The following is a 16526-nucleotide window of genomic DNA, read 5'->3' as shown; positions in this document are numbered from 1 at the left end:
AATACAAGTATTACCACGGTGTATAAATTCAATTTAATAATTATGATTGTAATAATGAAATATCGGCAACTTTCAAAAATAAATTTTGTAGTTTCTTTAAAAGAGCCAAGCGATTTAGTTTAATTTTTTCATCATCAACCATCACCATAACTTTCTCAAAAAAGGTATCTATAGGTGCTTTGAGGGATGCTAATTCAACTAAAGCCTCTTGATATTGTCCCTTAGCAAAATAAGGCGCTAACTTATCTGTTAATACCGCTATTTGCATCGCTAATTCGCCTTCAGCACCAGCTTCGAGCAATGAAGCGTTAATATTTTCAGGAATAGTATCTGCGGTCTTCGATAAAATATTTGATACTCGTTTGTTAGCTTCAGCTAATGAAGAAGCTTCTGGCAACGTTCTAAAATGTGTTACAGCGTTGACACGGGCATCAAAATCAGCCGGTCTAGTTGGATTGATAGCTAGTACTGCTTGAATCGTATCGATAGCAAATCCTTTTTCTTGATACCAAGCTCGGAATCGACCTTGCATAAAGTTGACAATGTCTTCAACAACATTTTGGTTAGTTAATTTATCACCATATAATGATGTGGCAAAATTAGCTAATTCAACTAAATCAATAGGTAAATCTTTTTCAACAATAATGCGTAATACGCCAATAGCTGCTCGACGAAGCGCAAAAGGATCTTTATCTCCTTTTGGATGTTGTCCAATACCAAAAATACCCGCTAATGTATCCATTTTCTCTGCAATTGAGACCGCACTAGCAACCGCTGTACTTGGTAATTCATCACCAGAAAAACGTGGTTTGTATTGTTCTTCAATAGCGGTGGCAACTTCGATACTTTCACCATCTTTAATCGCTAAATATCGTCCCATAATGCCTTGAGTTTCAGGAAATTCAAATACAGTATTGGTGACTAAATCACATTTAGTTAATTTTCCTGCTCGTTTGGCTTGTTCAACATTAGCGCCAGTTTTTTCAGCAATAAAACCTGATAAGGCTTCAATGCGGAGTGCTTTATCTTTAACTGTACCTAATTGTTGTTGGAATAAAACAGTTTCAAGGCGAGGAAGACGAGCTTCTAAGCTTTGTTTCAAGTCTGTTTTATAAAAGAATTCAGCATCAGCTAAACGTGGGCGTACGACTTTTTCATTACCTGAAATAACAACTTGCGGATCTTTGGACTCAATATTGGCAACAAAAATGAAATTTGGTAACAATTTTCCTTGTTTGTCATAAACAGGGAAATATTTTTGATCGCCTTTCATGGTATATACCAATGATTCAGCTGGAACCTCTAAAAATCTTTCTTCAAATTTAGCAGTCAATACCACTGGCCATTCAACTAATGATGAAACTTCTTCAAGTAAGCTTTCGGTTAAGTCTGCTTTACCATTAAGTTTAGCTGCTGCTTCTTCAGCTTGCTGTTTAATGATTGATTTTCGCTTGTCATAGTCAGCGACGACTTTACCACGTTGCTCAAGAATTTCTGGATATTGATCCGCATTATCAATAGTAAATTGTTGCTCACCCATAAAGCGGTGACCACGAATGATTCGGTTTGATTGAATATCTAAAATGATACCTGGTACTAGCTCATCACCATATAACATAGTGACTGTATGGCTAGGTCGAATAAATTCAACTTGACGAGCAGCCCAGCGCATTGGTTTAGGGATCGGTAATTTATTTAAGGCATTTTTAACCATATCACAAAGTAAATTGACAACAGGTTGACCTTTTTGATTGTGAGTATAAGATAGCCATTCGCCTTTATCGGTTTGAATTCGTTCTGCTTGTGATATATCAATCCCACAACCACGAGCCCAACCTTCTGCTGCTTTTGTCGGATTACCATTTGCATCAAATGCTGCACTGACTGCGGGGCCTCTTTTAACGATTTGGCTATCTGGTTGAGTATCATTTAAATTCAAAACTTTTAATGCTAAACGGCGTGGTGATGCATACCAAAGTACTTCACCATGTTCTAAATTAGCATTATCAAGTTGTTCAATAAAATTAGCTGCAAAGCTTTCAGCTAAAGTACGGAGTGATTTTGGTGGTAACTCTTCAGTACCGATTTCCACTAAAAATGTTTTTTGCATAATATATCAACTCCTACTTTGCTGCATTTGGTTTAGAACTTGAATTTTGGCACATTGGAAATCCTAGTGCTTCACGAGATGCGTAATATGCTTCAGCCACCATTTTGGTTAATGTTCTGATTCGCAATATATAACGTTGGCGTTCGGTTACCGAAATTGCTTTACGAGCATCTAATAAATTAAAACAGTGAGCTGCTTTCAAAATACGTTCGTAAGCTGGTAATGGTAGTGGTTTTTCTAATTCAAGTAATAATTTTGCTTCTTTTTCATGTTGTTCAAAACAATAAAATAAGAAATCAATATTAGCGTATTCGAAATTATAGGTTGATTGTTCGACTTCATTTTGATGAAAAACATCACCATAAGTAGTTTTACCAAATGCTCCATCGCTCCAAACTAAGTCGTAAACACTATCTACACCTTGGATATACATTGCTAGTCGTTCTAATCCATAGGTAATTTCACCGGTGACTGGTTTACATTCAAGCCCACCGACTTGTTGGAAATAGGTAAATTGCGTCACTTCCATGCCATTTAGCCATACTTCCCAACCTAATCCCCATGCACCTAATGTTGGGTTTTCCCAGTTATCTTCTACAAAACGAATATCGTTGATAGTTGGATCAAGGCCAAGTTCTTTTAAAGATCCTAGATAGAGTTCTTGGATGTTATCTGGTGATGGTTTTAAGATAACTTGAAATTGATAATAATGCTGTAACCTATTTGGGTTTTCACCATAACGACCATCAGTTGGGCGGCGAGATGGTTGAACATAAGCTGCATTAATTGGTTCCGGACCAAGTGCTCGTAGACAGGTCATTGGATGAGAAGTACCCGCACCGACTTCCATATCTAATGGCTGAATCACTGTACAACCTTGATTAGCCCAGTAATCTTGTAACGTAAGTATTAAACCTTGGAAGGTTTTGACATTAAACTTTTGCATGATGTTATCTTTATGGTTGAATTAATTTTTCTACAAATTAAATAGTGCTACATTTTATACTTTTTATTAGAGCTTGTGAAATGCCTAATTACTTTATATTGATTAAGCTATACATGATAGTTTTCATTTTGCATCTTTAGCCATTTGTCGGTATAGTGAAGTCATCTATATTGCTTGGTAAAAAATCAAAAATAAAAAGGCCATGTCTATTTATCATAAACTGTTGATTACATTTTTTATTGGATTAATAAATACACACTTTGTGTATGCAGATGATAATCAACAATTACAATCGTTACGTCGTTCAATCGAAGAACAAGAGAAACGTCTAGCAGAGCAAAAAAAAGAGCGAACGCAATTAATTAATGATCTTAAAGATCAAGAGACAGAAATAGCAAAATTACTAACATCAATTGAGAAAAATAGTCTTACACTTAAAAAGTTAGACAGTGAAATCATTTCTTTAATTAAACAAATCGATGATTTAAAAATTAAACAACAACAACAACGCAATGAGTTAGCCAAACAGTTAGAAAGTGCTTTCAAGTTAGGAAAAAACACCAACTTTAAACTCATTTTTGCTAGCGAACAAAGTGAGCGTAATGAACGTCTTATTACCTATTTTCGTTATATTAATGAAGCAAGACAACAGCAAATAAATATGCTTCGTGAAACACAAGTTCAACTTAGTGAAAAGAAAACGGCTTTGAAAAAGACACAGAGCACGCAAAAAACGCTAAATAATAAACAGAAACAGGAACAGTTAGCGCTAGAAAAAAATCACCAGAATCGTAAAAAAACTATCAATTTGCTTGAGTCTTCAATGCAGAAAAATCAACAGAAATTAGACGAGTTAAAGAATAACGAAGCAAAATTACAGGCTAGAATTGCCCAAGCGGAACGAGAAAGTCGAAAAATAGCCGAAGAAGAGGCAAGGCAAGCAAAAAATATAGAAGAAAAACAACAAAAGAATACTAATTACACACTTAATGCTAACGAACGGGCATTAATGGCTCGAGTCAGTGGTATTGGTAAACCGCAACACCAATTTAATTGGCCAGTAAATGGTAATACTATTCATCGATTTGGTGAAACATTACAAGGTGAACTACGTTGGAAAGGTATGGTTATCGATGCCAGAGATGGCACTCAAGTTAAAGCTATTGCTGATGGACGAGTTATTTTAGCCAGCTGGTTACAAGGTTATGGATTTGTTGTTGCACTTGAACATGGTAAAGGCGATATGAGTTTATATGGTTATAATCAGCGCGTTTTAGTTGAAGTAGGCGAAAAAGTTCGAGCTCAACAGCCAGTTGCTATTGTTGGCTCTAGTGGCGGTCAAAATACCTCTGGTCTTTATTTTGAAATTCGTCGAGATGGTAAAGCATTAGATCCAAGTGGCTGGTTAAAATGATAAAAAATCTGTTAAAAATAGGAGTATTACTTTTCTTATTTAAAGCTAATAGTGTATTAGCAGCAAAATTAGCATTAGTTATAGATGATTTTGGTTATCGCCAGCACAATGAAGAACAGATTATCTCATTTTCTCCTAACATCACTATTGCCGTTCTACCTCATTCGCCTAATGCTAGACGGATTGCGACTATTGCCCATCAACATGGTAATGATGTTATTATTCACTTACCCATGGCCCCTTTGGGAAAACAACCTTTAGAGAAAGATACTCTATTTCCCTATATGAGTGAGTTAGAAGTAAAAAGAATCGTTGATGATGCCGTCTCCCGTGTGCCGTATGCTATTGGTGTGAATAATCATATGGGCAGTTTAATGACTGCAAATTTAAATGGTATGCATAACGTGATGAAGGCGTTAAGTCACTATTCCATGTTTTTTTTAGATAGTAAAACGATAGGTAAGACCCAAGTAAAAAACGCAGCAAGTGAATACAATATAGCGGTTATTGGACGCGATGTATTTTTAGATGATCAGCAAAAAGAATATGCTATCGCTCAGCAGTTTGATTTGGCAATAAAAATTGCCCACAAAAATGGTCATGCCATTGCTATTGGGCACCCTCATCCACAAACTGTGAATGTATTACGTACAAAATTAGCTAATTTACCTGATGATATTGAATTAGTAAAAGTTAGTCAGTTGATTACATCACTTCCAACTAAAACTAAACTTAAACCGACATTTAAAGATATATTTGAAAAATATAAAAAACGATTAACAGATCTATCAAATGTTAATCCTATTGAGCAACAGTAATTATTGTTTTTCAAGTGTACGATGACGAATTTGAACTTGTTTATTTTGTGCTTTAAAAAACTCAGCTAATTGCTCAGCGATAAAAACAGAACGATGTTGTCCACCGGTACAACCAATGGCAATAGTTAAATAGCTACGGTTATTTTTTTCTAACATAGGTAACCATTGTTGTAGATAATTGGCGGTTTGATAAATGAAATTCGTTACCTCATCATGTTTTAATAAATAGTTTTTAACGGGTTCATCTAAGCCGGTTAATGGTCGTAAAGAGATATCCCAATGGGGATTCGGTAAAAATCTAACGTCAAACACAAAATCAGCATCGACGGGTAAACCATGTTTAAATCCAAATGATTCAAAGATCATGGTTAATTCTCGTTCTTTCTTACCTAAAACTCTGGTTCTAAGAATAGTTGATAACTCATGAACCGAAAGGTTGTCGGTATTTATCATCAAACTCGCATGTGATTTTAATGGCTCTAAGTAAGTCTCTTCAAGATCGATGGCTTCTTCTAATGAATATTTTTGATTAGTAAGGGGATGTATTCGTCTGGTTTCGCTATAACGTCGAATTAGTGTATTACGACTACAATCAAAAAAGATTATTTCCGGTGTAACCGAAGAGGGTAAGCGTTGGAGGACATCATGATTAAAATCAAAATTATCAGGCAAATTTCGAATATCTAGACTGACCGCAACAGGGGTATTATTATCTTTTAATGATTCAGCAAGTTGAGGCAATAACGCAATAGGAATATTATCAACACAATAAAATCCCATATCTTCTAGTGCACGTAATGCAATTGATTTTCCTGAACCTGAACGGCCACTTACTATCAATAATATCACAATATCAACTCCAAAATAATTGGTGTTCTAGTATATACTGTTTAGTTCAAAATGTGCAATTATTGGAAATAAGTAGTGAGCTGAAAAGCCAGATTATCTGGCTAATACTCAGTTTTTATTTTGGCGATTAATTGTTTAAGTGCTTGTCCTCGATGAGAAATTTGGCTTTTATGTTCTTTAGTTAGCTCTGCGGCACTACAATTAAGTTCTGGAACAAAAAATAATGGATCATAACCAAATCCACCATTGCCATGCGGTTCATTCAAAATTAATCCATTCCATTTTCCTAAGCAGATAATAGGGGTTGGATCGTTTTCATGTCGCATAAAAGCAAGCGCACAGTAGAAGTATGCAGTTCTTTTTTCTTTTGCTACATCCTTTAATGCAAGTAATAATTTCTCATTATTACTTTTATCATTGCCATGTTCTCCAGCATAACGAGCTGAATATATTCCTGGCTGACCATTTAGCGCATCAACAACTAAGCCAGAATCATCTGCAATCGCAGGTAATTTTGTCAATTTTGCAGTATGTCTAGCTTTTAAAATAGCATTTTCAATAAATGTTAAACCGGTTTCTTCAGCATCAGGAACATTGAATACACTTTGGGCTACAACATCAAAGTCAGCATTAGCCAAAAGCTGTTGTAATTCATTAACTTTTCCTTGATTGTTGGTAGCTAAAACAATTTTTTGCATTTTATGACTCCATAACTAATTTGTGTTATATATCTATTAGTAAGTTAAATATTACTAATAGATTTATTGTTTAAAATTTTAAAAATCTGGCTCACAACAAAATGTCATACTTTCCCCTGTTTTGGGGTGATTTATTGTAAGTAGTTGTGCATGTAACAATAATCGTTGTGACATAGAAAATGCTTCAGGATGAGCATAAAATTTATCCCCTAGAATGGGATGTCCGATTGCTTGCATATGAACTCGTAATTGATGGGAGCGTCCTGTAAACGGAAATAGTGCAACTCTGGTGGTATTATCATCATTACGGGAAATAACTTGATAATGGGTTAATGCATATTTGCCATTTTCGTGGTCAACCATTTGTCGTGGACGATTAGGCCAATCACAAATTAATGGTAATTCGACTTGGCCAATATCATTTTTAAGATGGCCATGAACTACGGCAATATAAGTTTTTTTCGGTACTCGTTCGCGGAATTGTTTTTTAATTTCTCTATCAGCCAATTTTGATAAAGCCGCAACCATGATACCACTGGTCGCCATATCGAGACGATGGACTGATTCAACATAACTATATTTTTGTTGTAAGCGATGAATAATGCTATCTATAAATTGTGGCTTATTGCCTGAAACAGATAATATACCGGGTTGTTTATTCACAACAACAATATGATCATCTTGATATAAAATAGTTAGCCACGGATCAATGGGGGGATGATATTCCAAAAGCATGTATGTGTGATAATTTGTAAAATTAAATTGCCACACATTCTAACAAACTCAACAAAAAGTGCCAGTCGAAAAGTTTATTTACTCCAGATTGACTTTTTACTCGGTGAAAATAGTTGAGAGAAGAGTATCACCAAACTCACTAAAAGGTAACAAGCAAAAATAATGATCATCCATTGCGACATTTCAATAGTTAAAAAAGACCAAATTTTGTCTGCACATGAGCCATAAGCATTAAACATGCTTGGTAACCATTCATTTAACGCTAACCAAGAAGGAAATTGCACATTAATAGCACAGGTATCACCTAGATTTGGTTCAAATTGTAAATGTGCATGAAACGTTGCTAAGTTAAAACCTTTAATGGCACTAATTAACCACACCAAAATACCTGCTAAGCGAAAAATTAGTTTGCTAGGCGCTATCAGTCCAATTAAGCTGCCAAGCATAATGCCGTAAATTGCACAACGTTGATAGATACATAATGTACAAGGGGCAAGGCCTAAGCCATGTTGAAAATAGAGAGCGGTTATTTCAAAAATAAACGTGGAAAGAAATAACAAAAACCAAGCAACTCTACTGCGAGAGTATTGATTGAGCAGAGACAACATACTGTTTTATTCCTCCAGATTCCGTTATAATCGTTTTGAATTCATTTTATTGAAATTAATCGATATTAATTTTTAGCCAGTAGTAGTGTAGTTTATTTTTTAATAATGTGAAACGACTTTTATTTATTAACGGTGGATTAATCTTTTCTTATGGACTCAAAAGTTCAACAAACAAAACAACAAGTTTCATTTGTCACAATTAGTGAAGAAAATGAAGCGCAACGCATTGATAACTTTCTTATTACATATCTTAAAGGTGTGCCTAAAAGTATGATTTATCGCATACTTAGAAAAGGTGAAGTTCGTGTTAACAAAAAAAGAATAAAACCAGAATACAAGTTAGCTATTGGTGATGAAGTGCGTATCCCACCTATACGCGTTTCCGAAAAAACGGTGTTTGAGATTTCCACAAAACTAAATAAAGTTGCTGATTTGGAGAAAGCGATCATTTATGAAGATGATGTAATTTTAGCCATTAATAAACCATCTGGAATTGCCGTACATGGTGGTAGTGGTCTAAGTTTTGGTGTTATTGAAGGATTAAGAGCCTTACGACCAGAAGCAAAATTTTTAGAATTAGTGCATCGAATTGACCGCGAAACATCAGGTATTTTATTGATTGCGAAAAAGCGTTCTGCGTTAAAGTCACTGCACGAACAATTACGTTTGAAACAGATGCAAAAGAATTATTTAGCTTTAGTGAAAGGTAATTGGCCTTCTGAATGCAAAGTTGTACAAGCACCATTACTAAAAAATGTTCTTAAAAGTGGTGAACGAGTGGTTAAGGTCAATGCCGAAGGTAAACCTTCAGAAACGAGATTTAAAGTAGAAGAACGCTTCGGTTTTGCAACCTTAGTTAAGGCGAGCCCAGTAACTGGTCGTACTCACCAAATTCGTGTGCATACTCAATATGCTAATCATCCGATTGCATTTGATGATCGCTATGGTGATAGTCAATTTGATGCATTATTAGCTGATAGTAAACTTAATCGATTATTTTTACATGCCGCTAATGTAAAATTTATTCATCCGAAAACTTTACAGGAGATGCAATTACATGCCCCGTTGGATGATGTATTGCAAAATTGTTTGACAAAGATTAGAGATGATAAATATCAACAAACAGAATGATTAAAATGAGAAGGTAATTAATAAGCATGAAAGATCTTAATTTATACTTAATTAGACATGGTCAAACAGAATGGAATATTAAAGATCAGATGCAGGGGTCACAAAACTCACCTCTAACTGAAAATGGTATTTTAGGCGCCAAGATAACCGGAAAGCATCTTAAAAATATACCATTTATACAAGCCTATTCTAGCCCTCAACAACGTGCAATGGAAACTCGGGACTATATTATTAATGAAAATGATAATGTAATTCCTACTTTTGAGCTTGAAGGTTTGCGAGAAATGGATTTTGGGCTTTGGGAGGGTAGACATGTTCCTTCATTAAAAGAAGAATTCCCAGAATTTAATACCTATTTAACTGAACCAGAAAAGTTTGATGCATCTGTCAATCAAGGTGAAAATTATCTTGATGTCCTTTCTCGTATGAAAAATGCTTTAAATGAAATTGTCAAAAATGCGCCACAAGATAAGGGTAATATTTTAGTTGTATCGCATGGTACGGTGTTACGAATATTACTTTGTGTTTTAAATGGTGGTGATTGGCGTCAACATCGTGATGAAAACTATTTCCCTAGAATGTTAAATACCAGTATTAGCGTGGTTAATTATAAACAGAACAACGATCAACAAGATGGCGAATATTCAGTTAAATTTTATAATAATGTTGATCATTTAGACGATTAATTACTATTATTCTTTGACATTTTCAGGCTAATGCTATTAGTAACATTAGCCTGAAATGTGAGTCTACCTTCTACTATAAACAGCATAACGTTTTTGTAACTGTTTTAATTGATTAATTCTGGCATCAATTTTTGCAATTAAGGTTTGATTGCCTTTTGCTTGAGTTTTAGCATTAGTTAATAATCGAATCGCATCAGGAAACTTTCCTTCTAGCGCCACTGACTCTGCCCGTGCGCTCATCTCTTGAGCTCTTGACTTTAGTCCACCATAAGCAGTTATTAACAAATCCCAACCGTTAGTGTCATCATTGTGATCAAAAGTATAACGATGTAATAAACTCACTGCTTGCTGGTAATTGCGTGCTTTTACATAGGCATTAGCTAAATTTAATTGCAATGCGGAACTATTAGGTGATTTTTTTAATGCTGATTGAAGACGACTAATCGCAGCACTACTATTATTAAGCGCTAAGTCAATATCCGTCATTAGATCAATATACCAAATATTATTTGGATCATTATCTAATAATGGTTGTAATTGTTGTTTGGCTTTTGGGTAATTATTATTATTGTAATCAACTAAAGCATTAGCATAAATTACCGCTATTTTACTTTGTTCATTATTCAGTTTACGATAATCTTCAATCAATAATCTTGCATTCGTTTTGTTACTCATCAATATTGCTATTCTAGCTTTGGCTAGATAATAATTTAAAGATGGCGTAACATTCTTTTTTGAGTATTGTAATGAACGATTACGAATATCTGATAAACGGCTATTAGGTAAAGGGTGAGTCATTAAGATTTCAGGTGGCTTACTGCTAAAGCGACTTTGATCGGCAAGTTTTTGTAGAAACTCAGAAGAAGCATAAGGATCAAATCCAGCCTTAGTTAATGTTCTAAGCCCAACTCTATCCGCTTCTTGTTCATTTGATTGGGTAAAACTAATCATACTTTGTGTTGAACTAGCCATAGTAGTTGTCATTGCCGCCATACCCGCTTCTGGATTGGCTAAAGTTAGTAATAACGAGCCAAGTGTTGCCCCCCAAACGTATGGACTATTACTATTTTGAGCCTCCATTGCTCGAGCCAAATGGCGTTGTGTCACGTGCCCGATTTCATGAGCCATTACCGATGCTAATTGACTTTCATTATCGGTATCTAATATTAATCTTGAATGAACGACGACATTGCCACCAAAAAAAGCAAAGGCATTAAGTACATTACTTCTCATAACATAAAAGTGAAAAGGCGTCTGTACTGAATCCGATTTGGAAACTAATTTTTTTCCTAAATCATTGATGTATTGATTTAAAACCGGATCATTAATAATCGGAGCACTACCACGTAACAAGCGCATATAATAATCGCCCATCTCTTTTTCTTGCCCGATGCTTAATGTAGCTGCAGCTGCGGTGCCCATATCGGGTAGCTTAATGTTATCTGCATAAACGATCGATGCATTTTGTAGTAATAATGATGTAGATACTATTAGTGCGATTGCTTTTTTTAACATACTTTTAACTCATAAAAAAGATTAATAATTAAGTATTCTAGCTTAAAAAAAAGACAATATCACTTTGAATATTTTATCAATTTGAGCTATTACTTCTATATTATTTTATTTACTCGATTAAATAATGATGTTATTCCAATGCTGCATAGCGAATTTATTCAACATCAATATCAACATTCTTAATGTAGTTTTTGATATTGGGATAAATATTTTAATGATTTCTAAACTCAGGTTACATTAATTCATCAACAACTTGACGTTTATTCCAGTTTTGAAAAATCAAGCGATACATAGCAACAACTACGCCTGTGCGGTCACTGCTATGCCAACAATGAATTAATCTCAGTTTAGGGGAATTTTTGATTGTTTTAAGAATTTGAATTATTTTTTATCGGAAACATTTCCTGCTCGCATATTGATCCAAACTTCAGTAATGCCAGTATTGACAACTTTATCTCGATCACTATGCCATATCGCAGATTAATTATGGTTTTAATGCTAAGTTTATCAAGCTGTTTTATCTGTTTTAACGAGGATTGTTCAAGCGATATATATCGTTAGGTACTTGATAAAAGTTATTCACAATGAGGTTTGAATTAATTTCGACTGACAACTGCTAATAAAAAATCAAGCAACACAACAAAATAATGTTCACTATTTGGGCAATTTGCAAACCAAAGAAAGCCATTATTTGTTGTGTCCTATTTATTATTACTACAATTGTTTATTTTTGTGTTTATTGTTGACGGCTTTTAATAAATTCAAGGATTTGATCTACTTTTACCAATTCTTTATCTCCACCAGCACGATGTTTATATTCTACATTGCCACTATCAAGGTTACGGTCACCAATAACAATTGTATGTGGAATACCAATTAATTCTGCATCAGCAAACATTACACCAGGGCGCTCTTTACGGTCGTCAAATAATACTTCAATACCTGCAGCTTGTAGATCGGCATAAAGTTTTTCTGCAGTCGCTTGTACTCTTTCAGATTTGTGCATATTCATTGGAATAATAACAACGCTAAATGGTGCTATGGCTTCTGGCCAAATAATTCCACGATCGTCGTGGCATTGTTCGATTGCAGCGGCAACTATTCGGCTAACGCCAATACCATAACAACCCATGATCATCACATGATTTTGGCCATCTTCACCTTGGACAGTTGCTTTCATGGCTTCTGAATATTTAGTACCAAGTTGGAAGATATGCCCAACTTCAATACCACGCTTAATTTGCAATGTGCCTTTGCCGTCTGGGCTAATATCACCTTCGACTACATTACGAATATCTTCGACGCGAGGTAAAGCAACATCGCGTTCCCAATTGATATTGAAATAATGTTTATGGTCAATATTGGCACCGGCAGCAAAATCACTCATTACAGCAACATCACGGTCAATTATAATTGGCATACTGAGCTTGACCGGTCCTAAAGAGCCAGGTCCAGCATTGACTAAGGCACGAATTTCATCTTCGGTTGCAAATTCAATTGGAGACGCAACAATATCGATTTTTTCCGCTTTGATTTCGTTTAAGGTATGATCACCACGCACTAATAAAGCCACTAGTTGGTGACCACTCTCTTTAGTGGCTTTAACCATTAATGTTTTAACGGTTTTTTCAATTGGTAAATTGAATTGTGCTACTAATTCATCTATAGTTTTGGCATTTGGAGTATCAACTAATTGCATCTCTTTGGTTGGAGATTGGCGAGTTTGAGTTGGTGCTTGTGCTTGTGCCATTTCAATATTGGCGGCATAATCGGATTCCGTTGAAAAGACAATATCATCTTCGCCACTATCCGCTAATACTTGAAATTCATGTGACCAGTTACCACCAATTGAGCCTGTATCAGCACGTACTGCTCTAAAATTTAAGCCAGCCCGAGTAAATACTGCACTGTATGCCTTATACATATCATCATACGTCTCTTGTAATGACTCTTGCGAGGTGTGGAATGAGTATGCATCTTTCATAATAAATTCACGTGAACGCATTACACCAAAACGAGGGCGGACTTCGTCGCGGAATTTAGTTTGGATTTGATAAACATTTAGCGGTAATTGCTTATAAGAACTCACTTCATTACGTAGTAAGTCAGTGATTACTTCTTCATGAGTTGGCCCTAATACAAAATCACGATCGCCACGATCTTTAATACGTAATAATTCAGGACCATATTGTTCCCAGCGACCACTTTCTTGCCATATATCGGCAGGTTGTACCACCGGCATTAATACTTCAATTGCACCGGCTTTATTCATCTCTTCACGAACAATATTTTCGACTTTTTTTAGTACACGATAACCTGTGGGTAGCCATGTATATAATCCGGCAGCAACTTTACGGATCATACCGGCACGTAACATTAATTGATGGCTAATTACTTCAGCATCTGCTGGCGTTTCTTTTAATGTAGATAGAAGATATTTACTGGTTCGCATACATTTATCCCGAAAAATAATTTATATATAAATATAATAAAAATGTTAGCTAGTTTAGCAGTACCAAGCGCAACACAAAAGTAATTTTATTAGTAAATATGGTTATAAATGTTTATATGTGATAAATTTTCTTTTATTGAGAATAAGTTACTAAACAATATGGACAAATTGAACATACCTAAATTAAAACAACGTTTATTCTTTCTCTTTTTAATAGGTCTTATTTTATATTGGCCAATTAAATTTGCTAAATATCATTTGTTTGATTTAAGTTATCAAGAGGTATTAGAGTTTTATTGGCGAACTGATGGTTGTAGTCGACTGTCTAATACAACGGAATATATAATGGAATGTCCTTGTGATAGTTTTATTCAGCCTGATGACCATTTTACCATTACTGATGATGGCGATTTATATTTTGAAAATAAGTTTTATGGTAAATTGATATTAAAAGAAAAACCTAGTTTTTTCCACGACACATCTGAAATATTGTCTGGTGGCTTTATGGAAATTATACGGTCAGATTTAGGTGTTGTTTGTTACTATGATTCGATATAAAAATTTTGAGAGTTTTTAACTAAAATTAGTTGTCAAAAACCCCGTTCCTCAAAAATTTTTATGCTAATAATTTAATCTTAATTAATAGTCTGATTAGGTAATGGTTATCAGCATAATATAGTACTAAATATAATTCGTTGTTTATTTATCATTACGAATAAGTTTTCTTGTGTCTTATCTTGAAAAACTTAATAACGCTAATCTTGATCACACACCCCATATTACAAATACTATAAATCAACGTTATTTATAACTTAGATTTTTTTAAATATTAGGATACCAAAATAATTTTATTATTGTTTTTAACTAAAATAATGAGTAATGACTCTGTTATTACTTATCGATTAAAACTCAATTCAAATATAAATTTTGTCAGATTACTTATTTATAGGTGTCAAAAATGATTCTTTAACAAATTTAAGTAGCTTAAGTATCAAAATAGATATCAATATCTTATTGATTATATTGAATAATTTTGTGTTTAATGTGATAAAGGTCACACTACAAAAGTTTAATTATTGATATCATACGCGCGAATTTTAGATTAAGGAGAAATTCAATATGGGACATACGATTAATAAGGACATATTTGAAGATAAAAGCTCATCGAAATTACCGAAATGGCGTAAAAGTGATACATTATGGATGCTTAGCCTTTATGGAACAGCTATTGGTGCGGGGGTACTATTTCTTCCTATCAATGCAGGTGTCGGAGGATTAATCCCGTTATTGGTGATGTTAATCCTTGCTTTCCCAATGACATTCTTTGCTCATCAAGCTTTGTGTCGGTTTGTTTTATCGGGTAAAAGCCCTGATGGTGATATAACAGTAGTGGTTGAAGAAGCATTTGGACGCACTGCAGGAAATTGGATAACACTACTCTATTTTTTTGCGATTTATCCGATTTTATTAGTTTATAGTGTCGGTATTACTAATACTGTTGATAGCTTTATAGTTCATCAATTAGGCATGGAGCCTCCTCCTCGAGCTTTGCTTTCATTCTTTTTAGTTGCTTTTTTAATGATGATTGTACATTTTGGTGAAGAACTTATTGTTAAAGTTATGTCAATATTGGTTTTTCCTTTTATTGCTGTGTTAATGATTTTGGCTTTGTTTTTAATTCCTGAATGGAATGGTGAACTTTTCACAAATTTTTCATTTAGTAATACAGCTAATGAAGGTGGACGTAGTATTTTAATGACACTATGGCTAGTTATACCCGTAATGGTATTTGCATTTAATCATTCACCTATTATCTCATCTTTAGCCGTAGCTAAACGTAGAGAATATGGTGAAGTATTTGCTGAACCTAAATGTAGTAAAATTATTGCGGCTAGTAATATTATGATGGTGGTGACTGTCATGTTTTTTGTCTTTAGTTGTGCGCTTTGCCTAACCCCTGCAGAGCTATTAGATGCAAAAGCTCAAAATATTTCAACATTATCTTATTTAGCTAATCGATTTAATTCACCAGTAATTGAGTACATTGGTCCTCCAATTGCCTTTATTGCTATGGCTAAATCATTTTTAGGTCACTATTTAGGTGGTAAAGAAGGATTTAATGGCCTTGTTAATAAGGCACTACGTAGCCGTAATAAAACAATTTCGCCAAAAAAACTCGATAAAATTGCCATTGCTTTTATGTTAATTACTGCATGGGGTATTGCGACACTAAATCCAAGTATTTTGGGGTTAATTGAATCATTAGGTGGTCCAATTCTAGCGATATTACTATTTTTAATGCCAATGTACGCAATCCATAGATTGCCTATATTAGAAAAGTATAAAGGTAAAATTAGTAATATATTTATTGTTGTTATGGGAATGATTGCGATTTCAGCAGCTATTTATAATTTAATTTAAATTTGCATTAATTAAAAACCATAACTGTTTATGTGTTATGTAGTAAAGTCGATTGTTTTATTGATCAATAGAAGGAGTTAGTGGCAAATAATTTATTTGCGGAAATCTTAACATAAGATTTGAAATAACTTGTATAAATTTAT

14 protein-coding genes are annotated in these 16526 nt (G+C 34.3%); 6 read left to right on the top strand and 8 right to left on the bottom strand.

Annotation, left to right across the window (positions count from 1 at the left end):
* Positions 1–40: 40 nt before the first annotated feature.
* Positions 41–2113, bottom strand: coding sequence for a glycine--tRNA ligase subunit beta (gene glyS / locus H3U97_RS03065; protein WP_370545672.1), 2073 nt, complete (start codon positions 2111–2113; stop codon positions 41–43).
* Between the two features lie 10 nt (positions 2114–2123).
* Positions 2124–3056: a glycine--tRNA ligase subunit alpha gene (glyQ, locus tag H3U97_RS03060; protein ID WP_065578272.1), complete on the bottom strand. Its 933-nt coding sequence runs from the start codon at positions 3054–3056 to the stop codon at positions 2124–2126.
* A gap of 202 nt (positions 3057–3258) precedes the next feature.
* On the opposite strand from glyQ, the gene envC reads away from it, so the two are divergent.
* On the top strand, positions 3259–4470 hold the full coding sequence (gene envC / locus H3U97_RS03055; RefSeq protein ID WP_198198042.1) for a murein hydrolase activator EnvC: 1212 nt from the start codon (positions 3259–3261) through the stop codon (positions 4468–4470).
* Positions 4467–5288: a divergent polysaccharide deacetylase family protein gene (locus H3U97_RS03050; protein ID WP_065578274.1), complete on the top strand. Its 822-nt coding sequence runs from the start codon at positions 4467–4469 to the stop codon at positions 5286–5288. Before envC ends, H3U97_RS03050 begins: the two co-directional genes overlap by 4 nt.
* Here H3U97_RS03050 and rapZ read toward each other — a convergent pair whose 3' ends face one another.
* From rapZ to dsbB, 4 genes are all read right to left on the bottom strand, one after another.
* Positions 5289–6137 carry an RNase adapter RapZ gene (gene rapZ, locus H3U97_RS03045; protein ID WP_065652084.1) on the bottom strand — a complete coding sequence of 283 codons (849 nt, stop codon included), beginning with the start codon at positions 6135–6137 and terminating at the stop codon, positions 5289–5291.
* 101 nt (positions 6138–6238) lie between these two features.
* Positions 6239–6835: an XTP/dITP diphosphatase gene (locus tag H3U97_RS03040; protein WP_198198040.1), complete on the bottom strand. Its 597-nt coding sequence runs from the start codon at positions 6833–6835 to the stop codon at positions 6239–6241.
* A gap of 78 nt (positions 6836–6913) precedes the next feature.
* Positions 6914–7570, bottom strand: a complete 657-nt coding sequence (gene rluA, locus H3U97_RS03035; protein WP_198198038.1) for a bifunctional tRNA pseudouridine(32) synthase/23S rRNA pseudouridine(746) synthase RluA — start codon at positions 7568–7570, stop codon at positions 6914–6916.
* A gap of 74 nt (positions 7571–7644) precedes the next feature.
* Entirely contained in the window at positions 7645–8178 is a 534-nt protein-coding gene (gene dsbB / locus H3U97_RS03030) for a disulfide bond formation protein DsbB (RefSeq protein WP_065578278.1), read from the bottom strand.
* Between the two features lie 150 nt (positions 8179–8328).
* Here dsbB and rluC point away from each other — a divergent pair, with 150 nt between their 5' ends.
* Positions 8329–9309: a 23S rRNA pseudouridine(955/2504/2580) synthase RluC gene (gene rluC / locus H3U97_RS03025; RefSeq protein WP_198198036.1), complete on the top strand. Its 981-nt coding sequence runs from the start codon at positions 8329–8331 to the stop codon at positions 9307–9309.
* Positions 9310–9335: 26 nt separating this feature from the next.
* Positions 9336–9995 (top strand): histidine phosphatase family protein, encoded by a 660-nt coding sequence (locus tag H3U97_RS03020; RefSeq protein WP_086361694.1) that lies wholly within the window; start codon positions 9336–9338, stop codon positions 9993–9995.
* Positions 9996–10058: 63 nt separating this feature from the next.
* Here H3U97_RS03020 and H3U97_RS03015 read toward each other — a convergent pair whose 3' ends face one another.
* Together H3U97_RS03015 and proS are read right to left on the bottom strand one after the other, a co-directional pair.
* Complete coding sequence (locus H3U97_RS03015) at positions 10059–11510, bottom strand: M48 family metalloprotease (protein ID WP_198198033.1); 1452 nt, start codon at positions 11508–11510, stop codon at positions 10059–10061.
* 736 nt (positions 11511–12246) lie between these two features.
* On the bottom strand, positions 12247–13962 hold the full coding sequence (gene proS / locus H3U97_RS03010) for a proline--tRNA ligase (RefSeq protein WP_198198031.1): 1716 nt from the start codon (positions 13960–13962) through the stop codon (positions 12247–12249).
* Between the two features lie 159 nt (positions 13963–14121).
* Between proS and H3U97_RS03005 the strand changes: the two genes are divergently transcribed.
* Both H3U97_RS03005 and H3U97_RS03000 read left to right on the top strand, forming a co-directional pair.
* Positions 14122–14520 carry a hypothetical protein gene (locus tag H3U97_RS03005; protein ID WP_198198029.1) on the top strand — a complete coding sequence of 133 codons (399 nt, stop codon included), beginning with the start codon at positions 14122–14124 and terminating at the stop codon, positions 14518–14520.
* A 561-nt stretch (positions 14521–15081) separates the two neighbouring features.
* On the top strand, positions 15082–16383 hold the full coding sequence (locus H3U97_RS03000) for a serine/threonine transporter (protein WP_198198027.1): 1302 nt from the start codon (positions 15082–15084) through the stop codon (positions 16381–16383).
* The last annotated feature ends 143 nt before the right edge of the window (positions 16384–16526 follow it).

This window comes from Gilliamella sp. W8128 (assembly GCF_016100545.1).
Taxonomy (GTDB): Bacteria; Pseudomonadota; Gammaproteobacteria; order Enterobacterales; family Orbaceae; genus Gilliamella; species Gilliamella apis.
Note: the sequence above shows the minus strand (reverse complement) of the source record. Positions and strands in the feature narration are given on the sequence as shown.

What these genes read in the sequence shown, in the direction of transcription:
- glyQ (WP_065578272.1), bottom strand. Translation starts at nt 3,056, where the DNA reads ATGCAAAAGTTTAATGTCAAAACCTTCCAAGGTTTAATACTTACGTTA.
- envC (WP_198198042.1), top strand. Translation starts at nt 3,259, where the DNA reads ATGTCTATTTATCATAAACTGTTGATTACATTTTTTATTGGATTAATA.
- H3U97_RS03050 (WP_065578274.1), top strand. Translation starts at nt 4,467, where the DNA reads ATGATAAAAAATCTGTTAAAAATAGGAGTATTACTTTTCTTATTTAAA.
- H3U97_RS03040 (WP_198198040.1), bottom strand. Translation starts at nt 6,835, where the DNA reads ATGCAAAAAATTGTTTTAGCTACCAACAATCAAGGAAAAGTTAATGAA.
- rluA (WP_198198038.1), bottom strand. Translation starts at nt 7,570, where the DNA reads ATGCTTTTGGAATATCATCCCCCCATTGATCCGTGGCTAACTATTTTA.
- dsbB (WP_065578278.1), bottom strand. Translation starts at nt 8,178, where the DNA reads ATGTTGTCTCTGCTCAATCAATACTCTCGCAGTAGAGTTGCTTGGTTT.
- rluC (WP_198198036.1), top strand. Translation starts at nt 8,329, where the DNA reads ATGGACTCAAAAGTTCAACAAACAAAACAACAAGTTTCATTTGTCACA.
- H3U97_RS03020 (WP_086361694.1), top strand. Translation starts at nt 9,336, where the DNA reads ATGAAAGATCTTAATTTATACTTAATTAGACATGGTCAAACAGAATGG.
- H3U97_RS03015 (WP_198198033.1), bottom strand. Translation starts at nt 11,510, where the DNA reads ATGTTAAAAAAAGCAATCGCACTAATAGTATCTACATCATTATTACTA.
- proS (WP_198198031.1), bottom strand. Translation starts at nt 13,962, where the DNA reads ATGCGAACCAGTAAATATCTTCTATCTACATTAAAAGAAACGCCAGCA.
- H3U97_RS03005 (WP_198198029.1), top strand. Translation starts at nt 14,122, where the DNA reads ATGGACAAATTGAACATACCTAAATTAAAACAACGTTTATTCTTTCTC.
- H3U97_RS03000 (WP_198198027.1), top strand. Translation starts at nt 15,082, where the DNA reads ATGGGACATACGATTAATAAGGACATATTTGAAGATAAAAGCTCATCG.